Raw genomic sequence first — 23597 nt, 5'->3', positions numbered from 1 at the left:
ATGAACGAATAGAAGGCAAACTTTGTGTCGACTATGTCCCTATAACTTAGATTCGAACCAAAGTTACATCACAATGTGCATAGTTCACTATGCTATTAGCGGTAGAACCAATCAGGGAACTCAAACCTTTCTTGGAGTGAGTTCCCAGAACTATCAGATCCACCTTCCTTTTTTCAGCTTCCTTACAGATAGCCTCATAAGGCTTTCCCACTTTAAGGGCCCGATTTCTCTTGCTAACCCCAAAGTCTTCCGTAATCTCCTCAAACTTCGGGATTGCACTCTCTTTCAGCTCTTTTTGATAATCCTTGGGCAGGAAGCTATAAGGCAGTACATTTAAAACTACTAGCTTGCTATCAAATTTCTTAGATAATTCTACCGCTTTAGACAACACATACCTCCCTTCTTGAGACGCTTCTATAGCGCAAAGGATAGTATTGTACATATTCCCCCTCCAGTATATTTGACTAATAACAACTGAACTTATCGAGCACCGATTCCACCACAGCTTAAATGAAAAGAGTTCGAAGCACAAAGAGGGAAAATTAAAAAATCAACCTAATACCACCTGTTATGTATTCAACCCGAACGGACTAAAGCCTCGATTACGGCACAACTCTCAAACAGCCATAGGAGGCCAGAAGTTATCATTTTCTTGACTAAACCTCCTGCAAGCTCTAAAAAAACTAAAGGCCGAGAAGATATAAGGAACAAACGGATAGGACACATCTGCGTCGCAAGCAAAAATTTATTACTATACGATGGACATCTTTATCCACGCAGATGATATCAATAGAAGAACTTTCAACTTCAGAAAAATGTATACCTAATAACATCTCATTTACAGCCCTAGCTCTCTTCTATTTTGGCACAAGTCTATCTCACAAAAAATCCATTACCAGAAGACATCAATTACAGGGCTTTCTGTTATTTTTAAACTGTCAACTCATCACTTTCAACAAGTCTCGCCCCTAGAGCTGATTGTATAACTTAAGAAAACTATGACATTACATTCCCAGCCCTGCACCCAAACAAAGCTTCATTTCAGAGGCCAATTGTTTCTCCAACAGGATCTGCATTCCAAATGCGCGGTGTCACTCAAAGACCGAAAGAAACCTGATATGAAAGCCTCATGTGTAGCAGCTATAACTCTTTGTAAGCTGTCTCTCACTTAATTAGACATACTAGAAAGTAAAAGGGTTCTTTTAGTCTGAAGAATGGAAGTAGCAAAAATTCAACAAGGTAATTACAAATATCCCTATGGACTAGAAGACACTCACAATCCCCTCTTAACTGTTTATGCGCGCAGTAATATTAGCTTACTTAAGTAGCTTGGCATTGCAGTAATTGGATCCATAGATACGACAAAAATGGAATGAAATAGACCAAAAATAGCCAACCATATTACTACTAGAAACAATGTTGTCGTCAGTGGGCTAACTCTAGGAATTGAAACAGCAGCCTGTACGGAACGCTAGCTTCTAAAGGTGGAACAATTACAGTCTCACCTACGGATTGCACATATAGCAAACCCAATGCCGAATTATCGACTAACAATGAAAGTATCAGAAAGTGGGGGCCTGTGGGTACCAGAACACACCACCCAACAGCACTTTTTTTGTAAGCCAGAATAGATTGCAGCTAGGCCTTTCCCAACCCTCTCTAATTGTTGAATCTGAAGCTTCGGAAGGCTCAATGAAGTATGTAGATTTTTGCCTCCAGGCTAAACACAAACTCTTTGTATACTACTTTTGCCCATAAAGATCGATATCATCGTCTCCTAGAACCTTAAAAAGTCAATAAAGTACTGACTTTTTAAGGTTGAAATTATCAAGTTAACACTAACTTCATTATTCTTTTACAAGAAAATTTTTGTACTCGACAATTCTGACCCGCATCGAGAAAAATTACCGTTCTCCAGCACTCTCAAGTAGTTGATAAACTCGCCCAGGGAAATCACCAATAATCCCATCTACACCAAGGGATATACTGCGCTCAATGTCATCTATATCGTTAACTGTCCAGAGATCGACGGCCACGCCTTTACTCTGAAAAAAGCGAACATAGGGCTTCGTGGTAATACTGTATGGCAGTTGGGCAACTTCAAAGTCCGGCTTGAAAGCCCATCCAAAGCCCGAACTCCAGGCTAGACTGGCCTCTATAAGTTCACCGATTGTTGCGCTCGTTCTAATCTCTCCCTCACTGATATCACGAAAGTGTCCCATGGCTTTACTGTGCTGGCTGGCCACAGTAACTTGCTGCTCCATTCTATAATCAACAATTACTTGCCATAGTATTTCTGAGAGGACTCTGTCATTTGGTTTAATTTCAATATTAAATATAGCATTGGGGTAGCGCTCAAATAGCTCATTTAATGTTTAAAGGTCGAGTCCTTGGTTTCGGAATGGGTAACTATCACCACTAAGTTTTATACACAAGTTTTTTCAGTTTTATTATAAAAATCAATGAGTTACAGTTTGTACGTTATAGGGGCTACAAATTTGGCTGGATAATTATGCAGGACTGGGTCAGGGACGAAGTGAAAAATCAGGTTATGAGTGATACACGATTGAATAAGCGCTTGTCCAATATTCTCAGTAATTTAAGTTCCGACCCAAAGGGTAGCATTCCCTGTGCAAACAAGTCTTGGGCAGAAACCTTTGCAGCCTATCGATTTATCGAAAATGACAAAGTCAGCTTTGACTCCATTATGAGTGGCCATAAATCAGCCACTCTTGAAAGAATCAAGGTTCAACCAGTTGTTCTTATCCCTCAGGATACCACTTTCCTAAATTTTGCTACCGATTTAGAAAGCAAAGAAATGGGAACACTCCGACGCAAAGAGACTAATCAGCAGCTCCTACATACGTCTATCGCTATAACACCATCCAGAGATAATCTGGGTATTATTGAGGGTAGCATGTGGCAGCGAGATAAAGAATCTAGTGCTAATTCTCGCTATACCAAGTCGATACAAGATAAAGAGAGTCGACGCTGGCTAGACCATTATGAATCAGCTTGTGAGATACAAGAGCGCTGCCCTGAAACCACGATTGTGAGCATCGCGGATAGAGAGGGGGATATTCATGAGTGGTTTCAATTAGCTGAAGATCAAAATGAACAGCGGCGTGCAAGCTATATTATTCGAGCCAAGGCTAATCGTAGTTTAGAGATCGAAGGAGAAGATACGACTTTACTTTGGGACTATATGACCAAGCAGAAGTCCATCGGGAAATACTCAGTAGGTATCCCCAAAAGGAATGGACAGCCAGAAAGGGAAGCTAAGGTCAGTGTATCCATTGCAGAAGTAAGATTGCAGGGAAAAGGAAAATCAAAACGACCTCTTTCTCTCTACGCAGTCTTTGCTAAGGAATTAAGCCCACCAGAAGGGGAAAAAGGTATTGAATGGATGCTGCTGACCGATCTTGCAGTTGAGGACTTTAAGCAAGCGAGGATCATTATTGAGTGGTATCGAAGTCGATGGGAAATTGAAACCTATTTCCGAGTGGTGAAAGGCGGATGCCAGATAGAAAGTAATCGCTTTAGAACCGAGCAGCGAATGCTGAACTGTATTGCAATCTATATGATTATTGGGTGGCGTCTACACTCCATGACAACACGGGCACGAACGCTTCCTGATACGTCGTGTACGAAAGTCTACTCTGAAAAAGAGTGGCGTATGATATGGATAATGCAAGCTAAAACCTCCCCACCAAATGAAGCTCCAAGTATGAGAGATATAACTCGTATGTTGGCAGGACTTGGAGGCTTTCTGGGGCGGAGCGGCGATGGTGAGCCTGGAGTTAAAACCGTTTGGCAGGGGTACACTAAACTTCTCCATTATATGGAGGCAGCAGAGGCTTTAAATGAACTTAAATGATGTGTATAAAACACAGCTATCACCATTATCTAGGGTGTATTAGTTCAGACCAAATCTGACACATCCTCTTGAAAAAGAGGGGTTTACCGGTTTTGATGAAGGTGCCTAAACCTAAAAGCAAAACCAAGGATAAACCCCATGATCCATACTAATGATCGCATCATCAAACACAAGACCGGATTGCTAAATCTGGCAGAAGAACTCGGCAATATCTCCAAAGCTTGCAAGATGCTGGGTGTGTCGAGAGACACTTTCTATCGCTATAAGGAAGCCGTTTCAAGTGGCGATGTGGACGCCCTTCTTGAGAAGAACCGGCGTGTGCCCAACCACAAGAACCGTGTTGACACAGTCATTGAAGAGGCAGTGTTAACTTATGCCCTCCAAGAGCCTGCCCATGGGCAGGTTCGAGTTTCCAATGAACTGCGTAAACGCGGTGTATTTGTGTCCCCTAGTGGCGTTCGGAGTATCTGGTTACGGCATGACCTGGCTAACTTCAAATTGCGATTAAAGGCACTTGAGGCCAAGGTCGCTGAGGAGGGACTGATCCTCACAGAGTCACAGGTTCAGGCTTTGGAGAGAAAACGGCATGATGATGAAGCCTGCGGTGAAATTGATACTCAACACCCAGGTTATCTGGGCTCGCAGGATACCTTCTATGTAGGAACCTTTAAGGGCGTCGGACGTGTTTACCAACAAACCTATGTCGATACCTATGCAAAGGTGGCTCATTGCAAGCTGTACACCACCAAAACGCCAATCACTGCGGCGGACCTCCTGAATGACCGTGTACTACCGTTTTATGCCTTACATGATCTACCAGTGCTGCGTATCCTAACTGATCGCGGTACGGAGTATTGTGGCAAATTGGAACAGCACGACTACCAGTTATATCTAAGTGTGAACGAAATAGAACACACTAAGACAAAAGCCAGACATCCACAAACTAATGGAATCTGTGAGCGCTTCCATAAGACCATTTTACAAGAGTTCTACCAACCCTCATTACGCCGCAAGATCTATGGATCAATAGAAGAGTTACAAACGGATCTGGACGAGTGGCTCACATATTACAATAATGAGAGAACTCATCAGGGTAAGAAGTGTTGCGGTCGAACACCGTTAGCAACTCTTGAAGATGGAAAAAGCATCTGGAAGGAAAAGCTCGTAAACTGAATTTGACCTGACAGAGCATCTCCTGAGAAACCGGTAACTGTCAGATCAAGTCTGAACTACTACATCTAGGGTAAACTCATATCCAGCATCCAATGCTTTTATTTCTCCCAAAGTCAAATCTTCTATTTTATCCGAGACACCTGCATTTTTTTTAAGGTCTGCATCGTGATTGATAATAATAAACTGATCTTTTGACAAATGTATATCCAACTCTAGAATATCTGCCCCCTGTTCCAATGCCATATCAAAAGCCAGGGTGGTACTTTGAGGGTACTCACCAGAAGCTCCTCTGTGAGCAAGGATATCAATAGCCAAAACCTTATTGTAAGCCATCATAGATAAAACCAGACAAGTAACGATCTTGAGCACGTTGTTCATTTAGAAGTTTCCTATGTTTTAAGAGAAGAGCTATTGCTCAGACACAAACAAAAGCCAATCCAAAATAGATACTACAGAGAAATAGTATTAGGTATACTATTTCTCTCACATACAAAGCATGAATTGACCCATTTAATCTATTTAAACTATATAAAAGATACAAAAGTAACTCTTACAGCCTTCAAGGCTCTTTTTGTTCACGTATACCCAACCAAAGAATCAACCATTAAAGCACTTAAATCTGATTGATAACCCACCCTAAATGCACCCATCTATTTTAAGCAACATCATACATTTAAATATTAAGTACCAATGCACAAATCTAGAAAATATCGCCACCAAATTCATTAACTAAACAAAGCCTCCATTATCAATTAAGGACATATCGATCAAGCTTCTAGGTTGGAAATTTTATCCTTTAAACTAAAACAATATATTTAGATTAAGCCAGGAAGGTTAAGAGCGGTCGAGAGGGCCTGAAAATCCTCCCCCTTCATCTATACAGGCAGGAAAAATATAAATATATCGAACAATATAAAGCCTAAAGTAATTTAGACCTATTATTCTTGCGCAAACATGTTGCAGATCACGACAAAAACTCTCCTCAAAATGCAAATGCATGTACTGGTTAAGCTTCTATACATAAACAAAAGGGTTAAATTAGAGCGCATGGTTAGCATGTAGGTTTTATAAAAGATAAAACATACTTCTAGCCGGGAAATTAGCTAACCGCGCTTCGGCGTATTTAGCCGACAGCAACTACCTAAGGTTACCGACTCGGAGCCCAGATTTATAAATTTGGAGAATCCCATGGAAAGATACGCATTATTTACAGGTACTTATAACTTACTTATGGGTGGAATAAAGGACTTCAAGCGATCATTTCACAATGAGGAAGACGCCTACAAAGAGATAGAACAGATTGCCAAAACTGATCAATTTGCTCACTGGGCACAGATATTCGACAAGAGAACTGATAAGGCGAGAATTTTTAATATTATCGATGGAAATGTGATTGAGAGTGAAATCAATGACTACCCGAAACAATCTGCCAAATCAATGGTGAAGGCTGTAACTGAGTTTTGTTAAATAGTATTCAGCCAGCTTGTGAGCCCGCGTAAAGTAGGCTCGCAAACCCTCGCACATTTATTAGCAGTATCGAATAGCAGATACCTATGTGGCTATTCAGTAAATAAAGAAGTTCTTACTTTCCAACAATACTTGTGCGCTATCAATTCTGCAGGTATCGCTATCCAAAATTACGAATAGCAGCAAGTATAAAGAAGAAATTACTCCGATCTTAAAGCTACTCATATGAATCGGAAGGATAACTTCGACACAGGAGTATCCAAGCTTATAAAAATTTATAGCACTAGTAGTTAAACTGTGCTGACCATAGGAGTATCTCGATGAAACGGAAATTTCATGAAAAACCACTTACATGGACTAATTCAATATTAATCTGAAATACCCTATAAAAAGGAGGTGTTTACCGGTTTTGCTGCTGAAACCTAGACCTAAAACCAAAGATAAATCCGATGATCCATACTAATAATCGCATTATCAAACACAAAATCCAAAGCTCAATCCAGTAAAATAACTCGGCAATATATCCAAAGCTGACATGATTCTGGATGTATCGAGAGACTCTTTGTACACCGTTTCAACTCGCGGCGTAGACACAGCCATTGAAAAAACAGCCTTGACTTATGCCCTCCTCTAGGAGCCCCCCCGACAGATTCGAGTCCTCAGTGAACTGCGTAAACGCAGTTCACTTGTCTGTCCTCGTGGCGTTCGAAGCATTTGACTAAGATCAGACTAAAAAAATTTTAAACTTAGATTAAAAGAACTTGGGGCTAAGGTAGAGAAGGGGCTCACCCTCAACGAGCCACAAGTGAAGGCTTTGGAGCGAAAGCAGCATAGAAACAGCGATTAGAAGTTTCTATTTGAAGTTGGATAACCAGCTTGCCTCCAAGCTACTCATAAAAAACCTTCATGTCGTATGACAAAAGGGAGTAGGATCAGTTAAACTTCTTCCCAGCCTCTCTCTTGACAAAAAATTCTATCTACTACTCTTCACTACCTCCCACCGTACCCAAAAGCTCTATGATCGGCCACAGTATACCCACCTAACTCATATTTGAATCTTTTTAACGAGATACCGAGAAACAAAGCTTTAATATAGATTAAGGCCCAAATTGCCACACCAAAACAGAAGCGAAAAAATCCGCATAGGCGAGCTTGTAAGTCCTTAATAAACAAGGAAGGATCTGGGGTGGCCGACGGGGATCGAACCCGCGACCTCAGGAGCCACAATCAGTTAGAAAGCTTATTAATTATCATGCAGTTATAGCAGCTTGTGTGCAAATGATAGGGAGACTCAACCGCCCTCTAAAGCCCATGATTACTCAGCGATTTATTTTTTGCACACGCAAAACCTGTATGTGTGGACAGTAATCAAACTGCTGCCTCCGATAACTGACTCCACTGAATTGAAGAGGCAAGAAATAATTCTCTTGCCTCATTATGCACCTATCACCGTCTCTACTAGCAAGGTAACCCTGCCAACTCTATGGCTTATTTGCTAACGGTCTACTTTATAAATGAAAACCGCCGCTCCAATCTGGTGCCACTATTAATGAGAGTTCTCAAAAATATATACAACGATCCTCCGCGAGCAACCACCTCCGGAATGGAGCCGCTTTACGCTAGCATACAGAAAAGCGGCCTGAATATAGTCGATAGGATGCAGTAACTTATTATGAATTAACGTATGCACTCCAGCTGACCATTTAATCTTGCCAGGAACTTTGAGATTCGCCAGATAACAAATATGAACACTCCCCACCATATACCACCAAATAAATTGATTGAGGCCACCGCGAGCATAAAAACAACTATCTCAAGTGTAATTGCCCATAGTAGGTTATCACTACTCTTGACACTTACTACTGCATTGCAATTTACACACTCACATACGATGCCCGGTATACAAAGAGCTTGGAAGGCTAATTTTTTACGAGATATAGTGCTCCCCTGACAATATGGACAATCCCTGTTCTTCATAAAGGCCCTCAACTATAAATCTATATCACGTCTCGTTCAGTTTCGGATATCGCGCAGCTAATTATTAAAAATAATGGCCACGCTCCCGCAAAAAATTCAACAAATAGCCATGACCGCTTAAGAATGAAGATAACCGAATTATTTTGCCACTCTTGAATTAGAGCACATACCAAGACCACCAACAATTAAACTCTACTGATTCGAGATCGCACCATTTTTCATCTTTCTTACCCGCCCAAGGAGTTACGAAAACAATCGAAGTGTCATTATAAGCCCCTTTCACAAAGAAACCTTCAGCTATGTAATATATAGCGGCAATGCCAAAACTAAGGGTTAAGCCAATAAGGGCTATTGTTTCCCCAGGCTTATCTACCTGATAATTTCCGGTTAAAAATACTCCGAAAGGAACTACCGAAAATAGCAAAGTAACCAACCCAAACCCCTTTGTGATCAGACCGGACTTTAGAACTCCTTCCTGTTCAGCGTAAACAGACCTTTTTCTTTCGTATAAAACCACAAAGAAGGCTATCGCACCCGCAATCAAACCCTGCCAACTGATATCCATATAAATCCTAAATAAACTCTATATCTAAGACACTTGCAGTAAAACCAAAAGAGAGCCACAGCTTTGGTTCCGAACGCCTTTACTTATTAAGTATTGCCGTCTTCGACTGCACGGCGCCATTTACCGTAAAATATAATTCTTCAAATCTATACTCCTTAAACTCAGGAAATACAAACTTAAAGTCAATTCTTGTGCGGCACTTGCACATTTCAATTACCCCAGATGGAAACACCTCATCCACCGCAAGCGTTAAAGAATCGTTGCCAATGTAAAGCTCAGGATTTGCCACTTTCGCGGCACAGTTTATAACGGTAGATAACTCCGCAAACACTACCTCGCCTTTTGAATACGAGGTAGATGCAGAACCAAAATTAACCGTGGACTCAACGCAATTTTTTTGATTCATCTCTAGCTTAAATAAATCAACATCATCTTCAGCAAATACAGGCCTGCAAAATAATAATGCAATGTATAAATATTTCTTCATAAATAATTAACGCCCACAGTAGGATCGCTCCATAGAGGCCCGAAGAGGAGCAGCAAATTGCTTGTGAGCACTAAGCATATTCTTGCTTTATTGCCCTTTCTAGACATTGAATTTCTATTCGAATGGTTGGATGTCTACGAACCCAAAATTCACCTAAAAATTCATCTATCGTTCTATTTTTGAGTAATTCCTTCATGCCCTTAGCATTGCGAGCCTGCAGGAGTTCATGCGCCATCCCAAGTACGTCTTCACTATAATCTGCTTGAATGGTGCCAATTTCTTCATCCCACTCCTTTTGAATTGCCAAAATTAGCTTACCCGCTGCCTTTTCTGATATTGATTTTTCTCTGGCCATATTTTATATGCTTAGCGCTTATTGCATGCTCGGTAAACCGCAAGGTTGACACCCAATGCCTGCATTTGTTACATGCCAAGCAGTGCGCCAATCATACCGCCCCACATGTAAATACTCATTAGTAAAAGCCCAGTGTAACTTACTACATGAGCGCGAACCATTAAACCTGATATTGTTATTGACCCCTGATAGTTTGCTTTAAGCCAAAGCTTAGATAAGTGCCAGCGCTCATAAATAATAGTTAAAATAAAAGTAACAGTTAACCATATAAGTGATAGTGGCCCCAGAAGATCCGTATGCGGAGCTCCTTCGTATGCCCAAGTACCCATTAGAGATGCGTAGTCTTTAAATGGTTCTGGAAGAGACATAGCTAATGCAGTAACAATAGCCAATATAAAGGGAAAGCCGAGACCTACAACTATAGTTGAGCCTAAATTGACTAAAAAAACCTGCTTGAATGCAGTTACTGGATCAAGGTCTGTACATTTGCAGTAAATGAATGTTTCAGAGGCTAATATCCAGACTTGCCCATAAAGAAAAACACTGCCGCTGATAAAGAGTAGAAGGGGTCCACCACCATTGGCATAGCTCGCTAGTGGAAATACCAGCAAAAAAATAAGTAACAACTTTTTTCTGTTAATGAGATTCACTCATGACTCTCCATGGCCACTTAACGCTGGTAGAATTGACAGCCGAACTGTCCAGCCCAGCCTGGGCTGTGCGGCCTCGCACGCCTGGTTATGCTTATTCCGGAACATATAGATACTTCAAATAACGCTCTTTATAAAAAGACTCAAGGTTCAGGTTTGACTGAAACAACTCGGACCAAAACTTCGTAATTTTTAATAAGCTCATCACCATCCTGCTTGTAACAAACTTGCTCTGGGTGCATATCAAAACCATTATCTTCAGCGTATTCCTCAGCTTCTTTTCTCGCTCTACTATGGGCTTCTTTGAACGATTCAGCCCTTATACAAACCACCCTTTCTTCAAAGATATTCAAGCCCTTAGAACTTATTCCGAAGTGGTAAACACTTCTAACACCATACCAGCTCAACTAATTTCTCCTCAAAGAGCATAACGCCGCCGGTAGGGGCCTCTCACCCGGCCTTATTAAGCTCGCTGTATTCCCCTCAGTTTCCACAACAGACTTCCTAGACCAGAGGCTCCAAAGCAGAGAAAAGCACCGATCACTACCTCTACCACCGTGGTAATCTGAGCAATAACTGTTTCGGCGTAATTACTATCATTCATGTACGCCCTTTCCGAAAAGTGAATGAGCCACATTCCGTTATTAACTAAGTCAGGGATTGCCCATGAAAGGATGTATACCCCCAGAAGACAGAATGCAATTGAAAGCAACTCTTTCCCATTCTTTGAGAGCTCAACATTATTGTCAGACTCGTGAGGTAATAGTTTCTTTGCGACCGAATTTGGGAACTTGAGGAATATTAGCGCAAGTAAAAAAATCAAAGCGATCTCTATTACAGTCACCACTGCGTACACCTGAATACGCTCATCCAATTCATATGAAAGCATCCCCAATGACATATATTGGCTAGAAATTGTTCGCAAGCCTAAAAATATCAGCAACACGCCGCAAACTCTAAGACCAACTGATAATAATTCTTGAGGTTTCATATGATTCCTTTTCTTCGCTTAACATCCAATGCAACGGTGAACGTTATCGCTCCTAGCCTGCAGGAAAAGCAGTGCTGCCTATGTTTCTGTTTGTTTAACGCTACTGTCGCCACGCTTTATTTTCCTGATATTCGTTTTAGTCACCATTGGACTAGCCTACTCAAACCCGCACCAAGGCCTCAACCAATCCACTCTTTCTCAGATCTCGCCTACAACAGGACTTGCTCACCCTCTCGATATTGCCATTTATGCAACCTGAATAGGGCAGCTGGGACACAAGAGCGCCCCAGTATGCTTAAAACTTAGTCAGCGCTCTTTGTAAAATACAGACTATCTTTCACACGATTACCGGTGCTTGGATCAGTTACATACCAAGTTAGTTCGTAATCCCCAGCTTCGAACCAAGAAGGTATGTTTAGATAATTTCTAGTGTAATCTTTCGCCTCAGAATAATTTAACACCACATCCCTTGACTTATGAATGGGATAATTATCGCCGTTGGGTAGAGTGAGTACACTCCATTGCTCAAATGTAACCAGTGATTTCGAAGAATCTAAATTACGAATATTCGCATCGTAATTGACTCTTCCTCCGTAGGAAGGAACTAAAAATTCAGCAGGTTCGTCAAGTACAATCGCCAACTGAATGTCAGAGACATCACCCTCTACAACCAATTCAAAATCCCAGAAATCTACATAACCACCGGATACATGATACGTAAACTCACCTTCTCCATCGAGAAAATTCTTTGCCAAGATACTACTTCCATCCCCACAGAAATTGATGTTTTTTTGTAGCTGTGGTACAGGGTTGGGGTTTTCCGGTGTTGGAAAATCTACACTCCTAACAAGCATCTGCACATACACTTCAAAAATAGGCAAAGTGAAAGGTCCTTCAGGTTCACTTTGCACTGAATAAGATACTGATGTAGCAGTTCCATTATCAACTTTACCACTAATACAAACTTCATTAATGGTATCGAATTGATAACCAGCATCTAAATTTACCGCGTGCCTGATTCCATCTTCCATCCTAAAGGGGAACGGTTCACCTAAGTCTATTTTTGTGCTTATTGTCTCTGCTTGGACTAATGCCGATGCGCAGATTAAAGCGATACCACCGATAGAATTTTTCAACACAGCCCTGTGCAGAGGCAAATTTGTAGTCATTTTTTTCAAAATTAAAATCCATTACATACATTATGAAACACAACTTACTTCGGACAGTTTTTAGAGTTGAATCCTGATAAAGCAAGACCAGTTCCTTGACAATCAAGTATTTATCGAATGTCTTGGCAATTCCAATCCGAGAAAATAACTTTACCGGTTTGCCAGGCTAAAACTGCCCGAAGCATTGTATTTTACCCTTTCCCATCCCTACAAAATTTTTTCCTACCTAACCGTACCAGATACAATAAAAACTGAAGGCGGCACTACTAATTAATCTGGTTATCCCAATAAATATCTTTACGCGAAAAAAATTGCGTAAACACCTCAGCCAAGTTTATGCCTACATCCCCAACAACCATCAGTAATAATTCTTGTCGATTAGCCCCTAACTGTTTTAGTCACCCGTTAGGGATCGCCATAGCCGCAATAGAACTGTGCACGGCAAGCCGATTGGCCACTTCAACAATACAGTCAGACACCAAGCCAGCAGCTTCATCAACAACATTTACCGTTTGGCCTGCATCCGTGGTTAACGTCTTAGTGGTGACGTACACCGTATCCATAGAGTCGCCGGCCGCATCGGTCTGCACATTGTTCTGGCTATCAATTACAGCAATAACGCATTTGAGCACGGCCACCGCCTGGGCTTCAGCATTCGCGGCCTCGGTTTTTTGAGTGATGGTTGCTCGCACAATGGTGCCGGCGCTATGGCCATCATCGATAGTGTAAGCAAACTGCCAATCAGCCAGGCCTGGCACTCCATCTAAAACGGAAAAACTGAGCATGTCGCCTCCTAAGGTTTTATATCGATATTGTGAGTGATTACTCGGTGCTCGGGGTTCACACCGGCGGCAAATGAGATTCCACCAACAGAGATTTTGTAGACGGTGCGCAAGCCTGCGCACTCGACGCTAACGACTTTTTCCCAGATCAGCGGATCACAGTTATGCAGGGTCCCAAGCGCAACGCCCACACAATCCTGAGCCAAGTAGACGCGCCCTTCTCTATCCGTAACTGGGGTTTCTCGACTGCAAATAACTTGCGCACCAGTCTCCATCGTCAACACTACGCAGAGCACATTGTCCTGGGGTTTAACGGCTTGGATCGGTGCAAAGTGAGTATTGGAGTCACCCACATCCCAGCATTCGATTAAATCTCCAGGGTGGCAGTTATCTGCTAACAATCCATCGCGCAACCAGGTACCGGCTGCAACGCACCAGGGATCAACCGGGGTGGTAGTGCCACCACCATCTGAAGGGGTTGTGATAGTACCTACAGTCCTTCTACCAATCCCAGCAGAGAGCTTCCAAATCTGTGTCGTTGTGTAATAGGTAACACCACCACCTGTATAGTGCGGGTCATCAACATAGATGTAATATTTGGTAGAAAAACTCAGACCGGTTATGGAGCCGCTATTGTAGGTAACGGTATAACCACCATACTGAACCGTATGGCTCGCAATTGTGATTTTTGCGGATGAGCCGTCATCTGATGCGGAAATGATATTGCTGCTAGTTGGTAAAGCGGGTATCGATCCAACATTTTGTGGAAGGCTGCGCTGGTCCGCAATTTGGCCATATTCATTCAGTCCACTCATGTATTGGGCAAACCCAATCAGTGGACGCGGGTTCTGATAGATCCCACCGCTCTCAACACTCTCTGAATCAGTGAGGTGTAATTCTCCTATAACAATATGATCATCAGTGGGATTAAAGCTGACGTGCTTGGAACTGCCATCATAATAATGCGCTCGAAATTCACCGCGCTCGATGCTGACACACATAGCGCTATAGCTGCTGCCCCAATAGCCAGTGCTCGCACGCACAACAATGTAAAGCAGCCCAGCATACCCAGGATTTAGGTGAATACTGGGAACCACCAGCATCTGCCCATTCCGCTGAAACCAGCCGGGCAAGTTTGCATTGGGGTTTCCAGTCGCATCAAACCCGCAAAGCATGGCTTCACCAGGGGTTTCATTATCCCCCAAGTTTGTCCCGCTATTAATTTTTAGGTAAAGACCATTGCCGGTCGGCTCAACCTCATCAATGCGGATATAGTCAAACTGAGTGCGCCCGATTTTATCGTTGTAATTGACAATTGCAGTGGGAGAAAAGTAGCGCACGTCCGCGTGCAGTTGAGCGGGCTGGGCAATTGAGTTGTAGCCCAAAGAAGTTTCCACTTCGGCAGCATCACTGGCATTTCCTTTAAAGTAGCCCGTGTACTCTTGCCACGCCTCACCTGCTGCCTCGACGCCTGCGCAGGCGATATAGTGCTGCGTTCCGACAGAATCATCCCCATTGCGATTACAGCGAGTGCCATCAGCACGAAAACCAGCAACGCCTATAAATAGGCTTCTATCTGTATCGCCTTCATTGAAAACAGTAGCGCGAGCCCGAAGGCGGTAGAGCTTAACCGGATCAAAGGGGAAGCGCTCGATATACTCAATAAATGCCTCGCCATTGGATGCCAGGGTTCCCGTACCATCACCGCCAATGCGCAAAACATTACCACCAGCGCGGGCCCCAGAATCTTCAGTTTTCACATAGTAGATATTGTCCTGAGTATTGCCCCCAATAATCGGCCAGTCTTCCTTTGCCGTGGAATCAACAAATGCTTCAATAAATACGGAAGCAGAAGCCTGCTGTGCGCGCAGCTGGGCCCGGCGCACACTCTGCATTGATCCAATGAGGATGCCGTCATCAGTAAACTGACCGGTCGTTTCGTCATAGCCAATAATATTGCGGGTGGAGTCAAACGCTTTTTCTCTCGTAGCATCTATCGTCGCACTGAGCAATGCGGTTTTTTTGTCGTAGGCGTATTCCCAATTGCTGTCGAAAATAGTGCGGCTAATCGCGGTGTTTTCTTGGCGGTCGTCCCAGGCTGGTGTTAACCCCTGCAAGTAACTGGTGAGTGCTGTTAGTGCATTCGTAAAATCAGCTCGCTCAGCATCCAGCACGGTACCCACATTACTGGCCAAGATATCCAGATCCGTTTGATCGCTAATTAACTGATTGTATTCGCGAATCACCTGCAGCTTTTCATTCTTGTGCAATACGCCATCGGCAGAAATATTGCCCAGGTCTTCCAGCGCTGCCTCTGCATCTTCCTTGGCCTCCTCTGCTGCATCCAGAGCTGCCTGTAGATCGGGGTCTAGTGCTGGATCTTCCTGATCTAGATAGGGAAGACGCGAGCGGGGAACAAATAGAATTCGAACTGCATTGGTTCCCAGACAAGTATTACCTAGGCCAGCATTACCGGGACTGGTGGGACTATCTCCATAGCAGGCGATAATCTTGCTATTAGTAAGCACTGGCATAGGGTTGTCGGTGCCGTCCACCAAAAGAACAATCCCACCTGGGGCACCGCCGCCCCCGCTGCCGCCGGCCACACCCCGAATCCCTACCAAGCCTGCACTTGCATCCTCACCGGAGGAATCAATTTTGCCGGAAACCCCAAAAGCGATTCCCCTCGCTACTACAACAAGCCCCGCGCCACCTGCGCCGCCGTCACCCCCTCTTCCATCTCGCTCGTGGATAATATCCGCTCTGTTGTAGTAATAACCGTCTCCACCATCAGCACCGCCGATACCGCGTATATCGTCGGGAATCCCTTGAAGGTCGCCGGCATAATTTTCGATATTGAGCGGCGGCATGACTTCATTTCGGCCGGTGACCACCTCACCACGGCTTGAGCGGTAAATATATCCGGACTGATTGAAGCTGCCCGACAAGCTGCCATCACCACCGCGACAAGAACCCAAAAAGCCAACGCCGGTATTTCCAGGAACACCGGACAGCGAGCCTTCAATCTGCAAGACACCGCGCACCCGCAGCTCCACATTGTTGAGCACGGAAAGCGTGAGACCTGCCGGTATAGTGAGGTCGCCCAGGTGGTAATAAATCGATCGGCTATCAGTATTGCCAGTAAGCGTGCCATCTGCAGTAAGGAAACCATCGGAATCAATGCTGAGACCTGCGGCCGCCATTGACGTCCCTTCGCTCTCATACCAATTATCTGGCAATTCAGCGCTGGTGCTTTCGGATTGATCGGCAATCATGCCGGCAGGTTGGTAGCTTCCGAACAAGTCAACACTGACCGCACCCGTCACCTGATTAATGCTAACTCTCTGAACCTCCATAGCCCGGTCCAGACTGTACTCATCTAATCCTAAAGTGGGGACTAGCCGGATATAGTCCAGCTCATAGCTATAGTCTGCTGTGTGGTCATGCCCTATATCGATACGGATTAGCTCGATATCACCGCCGGTCCAGTCATTCTCTTGGGATAGATCTAATACAAACTCTTGCCATTCATCTTTAGCACTGTTGAGCCGCTCGATAAGGTCGAGCATCTCATCCGCGCCCGCAGAAAAATAACTGCTACTTCCAGTGTGTTTGAAAAACAGTTTACTGCCGGTACCTGCAGCGATCGGCTCATCACTGGTACGACGAATGCGCAATTTAATATAGGGCAGATCAGCCCCTGGAAAAGTGGGCGAAAAATTGCGGCTAATCCAGGGATTCACCCCAACAACATTGACCGACAGCACTCCATTACTAACGCTGAATACCGTAATGCCATCACGGGGAATCCAGTCTCCAGCATCACTGGCGAAATTAAAATCGTAGGGCCTATCACCACGAATCGAGTGATCGCGCAGCTGCGGTAAGCTCACCCGTACGATATCCCCTACTTCCAGGTCATTCTTACTTGGGAGTAGGCCCAAGCGCAGGCTCAGCGGCGGACCTGCAAATCGATCCCTAAGCGCATCAAAAGTGTTTTTAATCGTAGTGTAGGTGTGGCGTGAATTATGGAGCCCTCTAAATGCCAAAGTATGCTGTTTTGCTTCACCATGAACAGCGATTGAATCAGCATCAAGTACGTGGTTTGTACGCAGATACTTGCCATCAAATCCAGGCTGCTCAAACCAACTCCATTCAACAGAAAATACATTCCGCACACCCGCCAAGCTATATTTCAGCTCGCCAAGGCTGGTAACATCATCAGGACCAATTGTCGCTACACTTCCAGAGTCGGCGAGTACTCCAGCCATACGACGAAACCCCAACTGGCCGGCAGCATTAACTGGCATAAATGCACCGAGCAGCAGATTGATTTCAGTCTCGATAAACTTCTTGCCATCCGTTTCTTCGAGTCCGTCGAATCTTAAAATCTTACCTTTGGAGTGGTCACTGGGTTTGTACCAGTCTGAACCTATATTTTCGAACTGATCGCGGACCACATAGCTAGGATCTATCCCTAGATGCCAATTGCTGGGCAGTGCATCATCGGTACCTAAGATAGCGCCAGTAAGGAGCGCATACGCCAGCTGAGGGCCTGGACCTTCCAGGTAGACAAACTCTTCTACTTCTACTCCACTTTCATCATCGCTGTCTTCTGGGAGTATATGGTCACGGGCATAGGTGCCGAATAGGCCTCGACTACAGCCAGTAAAACTACTATCGGTTTTACCGGTAGCCCGAACAATTTCGAAACCATCCTGATATTTAATTTTCAGGTAATAGACAGATTGATTCGGAGCATCGCCATAGGCCGAGGTGTGCGGGTTTGGTTCGAAGCTGCTTGCATCGTAAACCTGTAGGGTAACGTCAGATTTAGAGAAGTCTGCAGCTAAGCGCGTACTGTTAAGTACAAAAATATCACTGCGCATTTCCCGCTGAATATCCCGGCAACGCACACGGTAGATACCGTTCGTGTAAGAAATAGACTCCTCAGCAATCTGAGTCTGCTCAAGCCTAAAATCCTCCCAAGCAAGGCCAGCAAAACCTTGATATAAGCGGACTGTACTTCCCTTAATACCGCGCCCCTGCTCCAGCTCATCACGCAGTACATAGGATAACTGAGCGGCGATATCGACCACTTCAAAGGAGATTGCTCCTATCTGTGCCAACCCCTGCTCAGGAATAATTTTTTGGCTGGTGGAACTGCACTTCTTTAAGGTCCCAAGAATCGCATTGGCAGGAAGCCCGGGAATATCCGTATGACTACTGATATAGAGCGGCAAGTCATAGCCAATCTCAATCACCAATCGCAATTGCCGCTGCGGAGCCTGGTTATGCAAATCAAATATTTCAGTATTGTTGCGCATAATTAAGCAATCACTTGTACAGTGGTAAATGAAAAGATAAAGCGACCATCCTTTTGGCGCTTTTCTTTGAAGGATTTAAATTTGAGCTGCACTTGTTGGGGATCATCAGCAAGTGCTGACGTTCCGTAGGCATCGAAAGTAAAGAACTCACCAAAGGCGCAGCTTCTTTTAAATTCACGCCAGCGTGCGAGCTCTGTACTGGTAAGCTTGAGCGGCACTGTCTGGCAAACGTATTCCTCTTCGAGGCGATAGACCGTGTACTCGCTTTGTCCGCTGAGCGCTTTATGCTCTTTACCTTCAAGCCGGTCACTGCCGTCATAGCGCTTCAACTTCGCTTCAATCTGGAAGTTACTACCATCACCAACTAGTGAGCGAGTTGGAGTGTACTGAATCAGCATGAGTTACCCCTTTAACCATTAAGTTCAAGAGCTTGGCGGCTGCTCTTATCGAACAGCACCAGTTCTCCTTCACTCATCTTGGTTTGAATTTCTTCGATAATACGTTCGCCACTATCGCCAACAACATCTCCCATAAACTGGAAAATCACTTGTGAGGCTGGCTGTTGCGCTTCCCCTTCGACTACCTCATCAATACCAGAGACCCCGGGGCTCTCCACGGCTGAACCCGTTGTGCTAATACTGGGTGCGGCAGCACCGCCTGAAACGCCGCTGGGCGCCTGCAAGTCAGACAGCATCCCAGCGATTTGAATGCCCTGACCAATAGCCCCGGCGATCATGGGAATATTTTGTGGGTATCCAATTTCAGAGGCTTTTGCGATATTTTTTACAAGGGAAACCCCGGTAGAAAAAACAGCCATTGCCATCTCCGCTTTCGCAGCTTTTTGGTTATAGGCCGCTGCTGCCGATAGCACTTGGCTGGCTCCAGTAACAAACAGTTGAAGTCTGCTTTTATTGGAGGCCTGCTCAAGCTTCTCGCGCTGTTTTCGATGTTGGTTTTCTAAAAGGGTGAGATTGCGCTCATAGGTATCGTGCGCAATTAACTTGCTGGCAAAGGCTTGATCCAGCAGGGCCATCTCTTCGTCCTGCTGGACTTGTAGCTGCTCCATTTCGGTAAGCCAGGAGAGCTGCAACGTCTCCAAGCGGGCCACCATGCGTTGGCGTTCTGCTTCCGTTAGACCATCCTCACCGACCTGGCCCTCTTCGCCTTCACCATTGGCTGTGCGTGCCTGCTCTTCAGCCAGGGCCATTTGGAAGCGCTCTTTCTCACGATCAGCATATTCAGTACGAAGTGCCTCAATGGATTCAAAGCCTCGCCTGGTAAGCTCTTCCTCGGCAATTTGCAGCCCAGCGATTTGTTGGAGTCGCTGTTCATGATCCAGCTTTATTTTGCCTTGTTGATTGGCCAGGAACTGATCCAGTTGCATTAACTGAGAAGTGCCCGCCTCCTCTGCCATTGCACGCTGCTGAGCTATACGATCACGCTCAGATTGCTCTCTCGCAGCTGCCGCGGCTTCTTCAGCTCTCCTCTCTTCATCCTGCCGCTTTTTTTGCGCGGCTATTTGTTCACTCTGTAGCTCAGCAAGTTGGCCGCGTATCATGTCAGATCTGTTGCGATGGATTTCGACCTGAATCTGAATGCCTTCGGCTTCTGCCTTGGCCAGCATCTGCTGATGCCAAACATACTGCTTATGCAGTTCAGCAAATTGTGTGCGCTGTTTTTCTTCATCGGTAGGCGCGAGTCCGCGTCGCAGGGTATCCACGGCACCGGTTAACTTATTAATACCGGATGTCGCAATACTGGTGGAACCCGCAGTTTCACTGAGCCCCTCCAGAAACTCCTGCCAGGACTGCGCTAAGGAATCGGTAGCACCGGTAAGGCCACCCGCTTCAGCAGCACCAGCACCGCCCACCTGCTGCTCAAGCTTTAACAGAATCATGCGCTGGGCTTCCATCACACGCCCAGATTCCTGCATAGTTTTAATCTGTTCTTTTTCTTGCTCAGTAAAACTTACCCCAGAGCGCTTGAGCGAAGTTAAGCCGGTCGATGGATCTTCTAATGCCTTACCCAGCTGCAGCGCTGCATTCTTGCCATCGCCTCCCATCACCGCTGCCAAATCCTGACTTAGCCGAATAGCGTCATCGAATACTGGGCCTTGAACACCTTTAAAAGTGAGTAATATGCCCTGAGCTTCACGGATACCAGTAACACTAGCCAGGGTTGCGCGGGCCACTGAGCGCGCTTGTTCATCCAGCTGCTCTGCGGTTCGACCACTGGCACTACCGGTCGCTTTCAGCAACGCCTCAATCTTGAGCTGACCCCGCTCCATTTCTTCACCAGCACGGATACTTTTGTACATCACAGCAGTGGCACCAGCGATCGCGACACCAAAGGACGCCCACGCCAAATTCCCACTAGTCAGCAACCCATTAAGCGCACCGACTCGACCAGAAACACCGCCCAAGGGACCATCGATAGCGGCGACACCCTGTGCAGCCCCTCGCATGGAGCGGCCGAACATATCCCCCGCTGCACTGGTGGACTTCAGTTCTCGGGTTAGCTTTTTATTGCGTGCAGTAGCTTGGTCCATCTCCCGCTTATATTGAGTGGAGCGCAGCTCCAAGTTGGCCACCATCGTGGCCATGGATGTTTGTTTAGCCATTGCTCAACTCATGGAGTTCCAGATTGCGATTTGCTGCTGCACGGTTTTAGGTTTGTGCGTCTGAGGCAGGTATTGAGAGACTTTGCCTCCCAGGGTGCCGGCAGCGATATGGGCGAGTTGCCACTGCTGGACTTCGGTCTGTAAGGGCCGCTCGGAGTGGAATTCATACCAATGATCAAACTCGGTAGAACTCATGGAGCGCAACATATTGAAATAGTCGGGACGATTAAAATCCCGCGCAAGCTGCCGGGCAAAGTAGAAACCCGGCACTAGCCTTTTTTTTCCTTATCCTCACCTTCCGTATCGCTACCCTCACCCTCATCGGGTATCTCTACAAAAAGGCCGGATAGCTTTGCCGCAGGCACATAGAGCACATCGATCAACTCGGGAGTGATACTGCGGATAAGCCCCTGATGAATCTGCTCCACCGAATCCTGACAGTCTGGCTTCATCCAAATCGAGTAGGCAATTAGCAACAATTTATTGCTCACTTCCCCGGCACGAAAAGCCCAGAGCTGGCCAAAGGATTCCAGTTCGGTTTTTGGAACATCCTCACCTTGCGGAAGCGGGATATCCTCAGTAGTTTTCTGCAGGTATTCACAGCGGTGGTAAGCACTCAGCTCAAACAACTCTACTTCTTGCTCACCGAAAGGCACTGTTTGAGACTTTAAAATAGGGGCTGGAACTAAATTCATGGTTAGCTACCTGCAGTTACCGAGGGCTTACCAGAGATCTTGAATTTAACCGTGCGAGTAATCTTGTCATCCTTGGGTACTGCCTTACCCCAACCGGTAATATGACCAAGAAACTCGACGGTAGTACCCTCAGGGTATTCGACCTTGTAATACTTGTTGCTATCAGAGTCGTAATCCGAACGCAGAGCCTGTTGACCGCTATCACTCTCTTTCCAAATCAAGGTAATAGAGGCCTCACCGGGATCACGCAAGCCCGAAGGGTCATAGTCCATATAGCCACTGGTGCCATCAATGGCTGTCATCTCAACAGAACCGCGAGACTCTTCACCGGGTTCAATATCCAACATGCCCGCCACTTGAGAATAGGAACTGCCATCATCACTGCGATAAAACTTGGTTTTATAACCTTGTGCCATAGTCATAACCTCATCGGGTTGTTTCGTTAAAAGTCTGTGGGTTCAGTGGAATACTTGGCGCTATACGTCAAGCGCACTTCACCTAATGGGTGATCCTGGTCCAATGCAAACTCGGTTTGGCTGAGCAGGAACAAATCACAAGTGTCCTCCAGAGAAGCATCCTGCAAGGCGCTTTCAATATCTGCCGCTGCCTGGTCTAACGCTGCATATACATCACCGCTAGTTTTCACTACCGCAGCAACCGTCAGATCCAGTTGCCGCTCGGTACCGCCATGCATTTCATGTTCGGTGTTTTCAGTTGCAAAGCCCACCATAATCGCTGGCAGTTTTTTGGAATCAATTTCTTCTGTGGTACCGGGAGGCGGGAATGTATAACCGGATAGAGTTTGCAGCTTGGTCAGTACGGCATCGCGGATTGTTATGCGTTGGGTCATTGGGGTGTGTTCTATAAATTTTGGGCAAAAAAAAACCCGCTGGTGCGGGTTTGAAAACATATTGTGGGTAGAGCCTTATTAAATAGATAACTTTAAACTGCTAGGGTACTTCAGCTCACATCATTGCTCCACCTTACCTACTCTGACAATTCGGCAAGCTTTCTATCTATGGCTTTTTTTCCGAGGGCAAAAACCAATTTGACAGTTTCTGTCGGCCCTGAGTCTTGAAAAGATGTCTTAAGCGTCTCCAAAACACCTGGCTTTGATAAATCAGAAGCAAATTGATGTCCATCGGCTGTCAATCTGAGAGGAATAACACCGACCATAAAACCGCCATAAGAGTCTCTTCTAAACCCGAGACTACTACTTCCGTTTGAGCTTTTTATTAACCCCTGATCATTGAGGATCTCCATATGAAAAACAAGCTTATTCAACTTGTCATCATCGCTCCACAAGGGCTTTATCTTGTCGAGGCCGATATTAAAATCTGGCTTATCATGGTCAAGTATAATACCCAGTAGTTCCTTTAAATATTCAACATCAATTCTCATAGATCCCTATCCTTTTGTATCTAGACCGTACACATAAAGCTCAAAGTAACGAGCGCCCTTT

23 protein-coding genes are annotated in these 23597 nt (G+C 45.1%); 4 read left to right on the top strand and 19 right to left on the bottom strand.

Features of this window, described 5'->3' with window-relative positions; genetic code table 11:
- Positions 1–46: 46 nt before the first annotated feature.
- The gene (locus ACJJIR_RS07700; protein WP_444907895.1) at positions 47–442 is read right to left on the bottom strand and encodes a universal stress protein; all 396 of its coding nucleotides are present in this window, start codon (positions 440–442) and stop codon (positions 47–49) included.
- Between the two features lie 1127 nt (positions 443–1569).
- Between ACJJIR_RS07700 and ACJJIR_RS07695 the strand changes: the two genes are divergently transcribed.
- Positions 1570–1758, top strand: coding sequence for a DNA-processing protein DprA (locus tag ACJJIR_RS07695; RefSeq protein WP_444907894.1), 189 nt, complete (start codon positions 1570–1572; stop codon positions 1756–1758).
- 146 nt (positions 1759–1904) lie between these two features.
- Here the strand turns inward: ACJJIR_RS07695 and ACJJIR_RS07690 are convergent, their stop codons facing one another.
- Entirely contained in the window at positions 1905–2264 is a 360-nt protein-coding gene (locus ACJJIR_RS07690) for a glycerophosphodiester phosphodiesterase family protein (protein ID WP_444907893.1), read from the bottom strand.
- A 248-nt stretch (positions 2265–2512) separates the two neighbouring features.
- On the opposite strand from ACJJIR_RS07690, the gene ACJJIR_RS07685 reads away from it, so the two are divergent.
- On the top strand, positions 2513–3877 hold the full coding sequence (locus ACJJIR_RS07685; protein ID WP_444907892.1) for an IS4 family transposase: 1365 nt from the start codon (positions 2513–2515) through the stop codon (positions 3875–3877).
- 138 nt (positions 3878–4015) lie between these two features.
- Complete coding sequence (locus tag ACJJIR_RS07680) at positions 4016–5050, top strand: IS481 family transposase (protein ID WP_444907891.1); 1035 nt, start codon at positions 4016–4018, stop codon at positions 5048–5050.
- A 45-nt stretch (positions 5051–5095) separates the two neighbouring features.
- On the opposite strand, the gene ACJJIR_RS07675 is transcribed toward ACJJIR_RS07680, so the two are convergent.
- Positions 5096–5428, bottom strand: coding sequence for a glycerophosphodiester phosphodiesterase family protein (locus tag ACJJIR_RS07675; protein WP_444907890.1), 333 nt, complete (start codon positions 5426–5428; stop codon positions 5096–5098).
- A gap of 810 nt (positions 5429–6238) precedes the next feature.
- Here ACJJIR_RS07675 and ACJJIR_RS07670 point away from each other — a divergent pair.
- Positions 6239–6517 carry a hypothetical protein gene (locus ACJJIR_RS07670; protein ID WP_444907889.1) on the top strand — a complete coding sequence of 93 codons (279 nt, stop codon included), beginning with the start codon at positions 6239–6241 and terminating at the stop codon, positions 6515–6517.
- Between the two features lie 2134 nt (positions 6518–8651).
- Here the strand turns inward: ACJJIR_RS07670 and ACJJIR_RS07665 are convergent.
- The 16 genes from ACJJIR_RS07665 to ACJJIR_RS07590 all read right to left on the bottom strand — a co-directional run bounded on the left by ACJJIR_RS07665 (position 8652) and on the right by ACJJIR_RS07590 (position 23536).
- The gene (locus tag ACJJIR_RS07665) at positions 8652–9059 is read right to left on the bottom strand and encodes a hypothetical protein (RefSeq protein ID WP_444907888.1); all 408 of its coding nucleotides are present in this window, start codon (positions 9057–9059) and stop codon (positions 8652–8654) included.
- A 79-nt stretch (positions 9060–9138) separates the two neighbouring features.
- Entirely contained in the window at positions 9139–9546 is a 408-nt protein-coding gene (locus ACJJIR_RS07660) for a hypothetical protein (protein ID WP_444907887.1), read from the bottom strand.
- A gap of 70 nt (positions 9547–9616) precedes the next feature.
- A complete protein-coding gene (locus ACJJIR_RS07655) occupies positions 9617–9901 on the bottom strand; it encodes a hypothetical protein (protein ID WP_444907886.1) in 285 nt (94 codons plus the stop codon).
- Positions 9902–9969: 68 nt separating this feature from the next.
- Positions 9970–10551, bottom strand: a complete 582-nt coding sequence (locus ACJJIR_RS07650; protein ID WP_444907885.1) for a hypothetical protein — start codon at positions 10549–10551, stop codon at positions 9970–9972.
- Positions 10552–10694: 143 nt separating this feature from the next.
- Complete coding sequence (locus ACJJIR_RS07645; protein WP_444907884.1) at positions 10695–10958, bottom strand: DUF4288 domain-containing protein; 264 nt, start codon at positions 10956–10958, stop codon at positions 10695–10697.
- Positions 10959–11014: 56 nt separating this feature from the next.
- Positions 11015–11542 (bottom strand): hypothetical protein, encoded by a 528-nt coding sequence (locus tag ACJJIR_RS07640; protein WP_444907883.1) that lies wholly within the window; start codon positions 11540–11542, stop codon positions 11015–11017.
- 302 nt (positions 11543–11844) lie between these two features.
- A complete protein-coding gene (locus tag ACJJIR_RS07635; RefSeq protein WP_444908409.1) occupies positions 11845–12711 on the bottom strand; it encodes an RbmA family biofilm matrix protein in 867 nt (288 codons plus the stop codon).
- A 398-nt stretch (positions 12712–13109) separates the two neighbouring features.
- Positions 13110–13496 carry a hypothetical protein gene (locus ACJJIR_RS07630; RefSeq protein ID WP_444907882.1) on the bottom strand — a complete coding sequence of 129 codons (387 nt, stop codon included), beginning with the start codon at positions 13494–13496 and terminating at the stop codon, positions 13110–13112.
- Between the two features lie 8 nt (positions 13497–13504).
- Positions 13505–18820 carry a hypothetical protein gene (locus ACJJIR_RS07625; protein WP_444907881.1) on the bottom strand — a complete coding sequence of 1772 codons (5316 nt, stop codon included), beginning with the start codon at positions 18818–18820 and terminating at the stop codon, positions 13505–13507.
- A gap of 2 nt (positions 18821–18822) precedes the next feature.
- The gene (locus tag ACJJIR_RS07620; RefSeq protein ID WP_444907880.1) at positions 18823–19218 is read right to left on the bottom strand and encodes a hypothetical protein; all 396 of its coding nucleotides are present in this window, start codon (positions 19216–19218) and stop codon (positions 18823–18825) included.
- An 11-nt stretch (positions 19219–19229) separates the two neighbouring features.
- Positions 19230–21440: a hypothetical protein gene (locus ACJJIR_RS07615; protein ID WP_444907879.1), complete on the bottom strand. Its 2211-nt coding sequence runs from the start codon at positions 21438–21440 to the stop codon at positions 19230–19232.
- Positions 21441–21443: 3 nt separating this feature from the next.
- Entirely contained in the window at positions 21444–21710 is a 267-nt protein-coding gene (locus tag ACJJIR_RS07610) for a hypothetical protein (protein WP_444907878.1), read from the bottom strand.
- On the bottom strand, positions 21710–22135 hold the full coding sequence (locus tag ACJJIR_RS07605; RefSeq protein ID WP_444907877.1) for a phage minor tail protein domain-containing protein: 426 nt from the start codon (positions 22133–22135) through the stop codon (positions 21710–21712). The genes ACJJIR_RS07610 and ACJJIR_RS07605 overlap by 1 nt, the downstream gene beginning before the upstream one ends.
- Positions 22136–22137: 2 nt before the next feature.
- Positions 22138–22551, bottom strand: a complete 414-nt coding sequence (locus ACJJIR_RS07600; protein ID WP_444907876.1) for a phage tail tube protein — start codon at positions 22549–22551, stop codon at positions 22138–22140.
- Between the two features lie 26 nt (positions 22552–22577).
- A complete protein-coding gene (gene gpU, locus ACJJIR_RS07595) occupies positions 22578–22985 on the bottom strand; it encodes a phage tail terminator protein (RefSeq protein WP_444907875.1) in 408 nt (135 codons plus the stop codon).
- Between the two features lie 137 nt (positions 22986–23122).
- Complete coding sequence (locus ACJJIR_RS07590; protein WP_444907874.1) at positions 23123–23536, bottom strand: hypothetical protein; 414 nt, start codon at positions 23534–23536, stop codon at positions 23123–23125.
- Between the last annotated feature and the right edge of the window lie 61 nt (positions 23537–23597).

This window comes from Microbulbifer maximicatervae (SeqCode), from assembly GCF_052467385.1.
Note: the sequence above shows the minus strand (reverse complement) of the source record. Positions and strands in the feature narration are given on the sequence as shown.

Bases quoted from the DNA above. Each gene is read 5' to 3' on its own strand.
- ACJJIR_RS07605 (WP_444907877.1), bottom strand. From the start codon at position 22,135: ATGAATTTAGTTCCAGCCCCTATTTTAAAGTCTCAAACAGTGCCTTTC.
- ACJJIR_RS07640 (WP_444907883.1), bottom strand. From the start codon at position 11,542: ATGAAACCTCAAGAATTATTATCAGTTGGTCTTAGAGTTTGCGGCGTG.
- gpU (WP_444907875.1), bottom strand. From the start codon at position 22,985: ATGACCCAACGCATAACAATCCGCGATGCCGTACTGACCAAGCTGCAA.
- ACJJIR_RS07635 (WP_444908409.1), bottom strand. From the start codon at position 12,711: ATGACTACAAATTTGCCTCTGCACAGGGCTGTGTTGAAAAATTCTATC.
- ACJJIR_RS07700 (WP_444907895.1), bottom strand. From the start codon at position 442: ATGTACAATACTATCCTTTGCGCTATAGAAGCGTCTCAAGAAGGGAGG.
- ACJJIR_RS07690 (WP_444907893.1), bottom strand. From the start codon at position 2,264: ATGGAGCAGCAAGTTACTGTGGCCAGCCAGCACAGTAAAGCCATGGGA.
- ACJJIR_RS07590 (WP_444907874.1), bottom strand. From the start codon at position 23,536: ATGAGAATTGATGTTGAATATTTAAAGGAACTACTGGGTATTATACTT.
- ACJJIR_RS07680 (WP_444907891.1), top strand. From the start codon at position 4,016: ATGATCCATACTAATGATCGCATCATCAAACACAAGACCGGATTGCTA.
- ACJJIR_RS07630 (WP_444907882.1), bottom strand. From the start codon at position 13,496: ATGCTCAGTTTTTCCGTTTTAGATGGAGTGCCAGGCCTGGCTGATTGG.
- ACJJIR_RS07655 (WP_444907886.1), bottom strand. From the start codon at position 9,901: ATGGCCAGAGAAAAATCAATATCAGAAAAGGCAGCGGGTAAGCTAATT.
- ACJJIR_RS07660 (WP_444907887.1), bottom strand. From the start codon at position 9,546: ATGAAGAAATATTTATACATTGCATTATTATTTTGCAGGCCTGTATTT.
- ACJJIR_RS07600 (WP_444907876.1), bottom strand. From the start codon at position 22,551: ATGGCACAAGGTTATAAAACCAAGTTTTATCGCAGTGATGATGGCAGT.
- ACJJIR_RS07670 (WP_444907889.1), top strand. From the start codon at position 6,239: ATGGAAAGATACGCATTATTTACAGGTACTTATAACTTACTTATGGGT.
- ACJJIR_RS07620 (WP_444907880.1), bottom strand. From the start codon at position 19,218: ATGCTGATTCAGTACACTCCAACTCGCTCACTAGTTGGTGATGGTAGT.
- ACJJIR_RS07615 (WP_444907879.1), bottom strand. From the start codon at position 21,440: ATGGCTAAACAAACATCCATGGCCACGATGGTGGCCAACTTGGAGCTG.
- ACJJIR_RS07625 (WP_444907881.1), bottom strand. From the start codon at position 18,820: ATGCGCAACAATACTGAAATATTTGATTTGCATAACCAGGCTCCGCAG.
- ACJJIR_RS07665 (WP_444907888.1), bottom strand. From the start codon at position 9,059: ATGGATATCAGTTGGCAGGGTTTGATTGCGGGTGCGATAGCCTTCTTT.
- ACJJIR_RS07685 (WP_444907892.1), top strand. From the start codon at position 2,513: ATGCAGGACTGGGTCAGGGACGAAGTGAAAAATCAGGTTATGAGTGAT.
- ACJJIR_RS07675 (WP_444907890.1), bottom strand. From the start codon at position 5,428: ATGAACAACGTGCTCAAGATCGTTACTTGTCTGGTTTTATCTATGATG.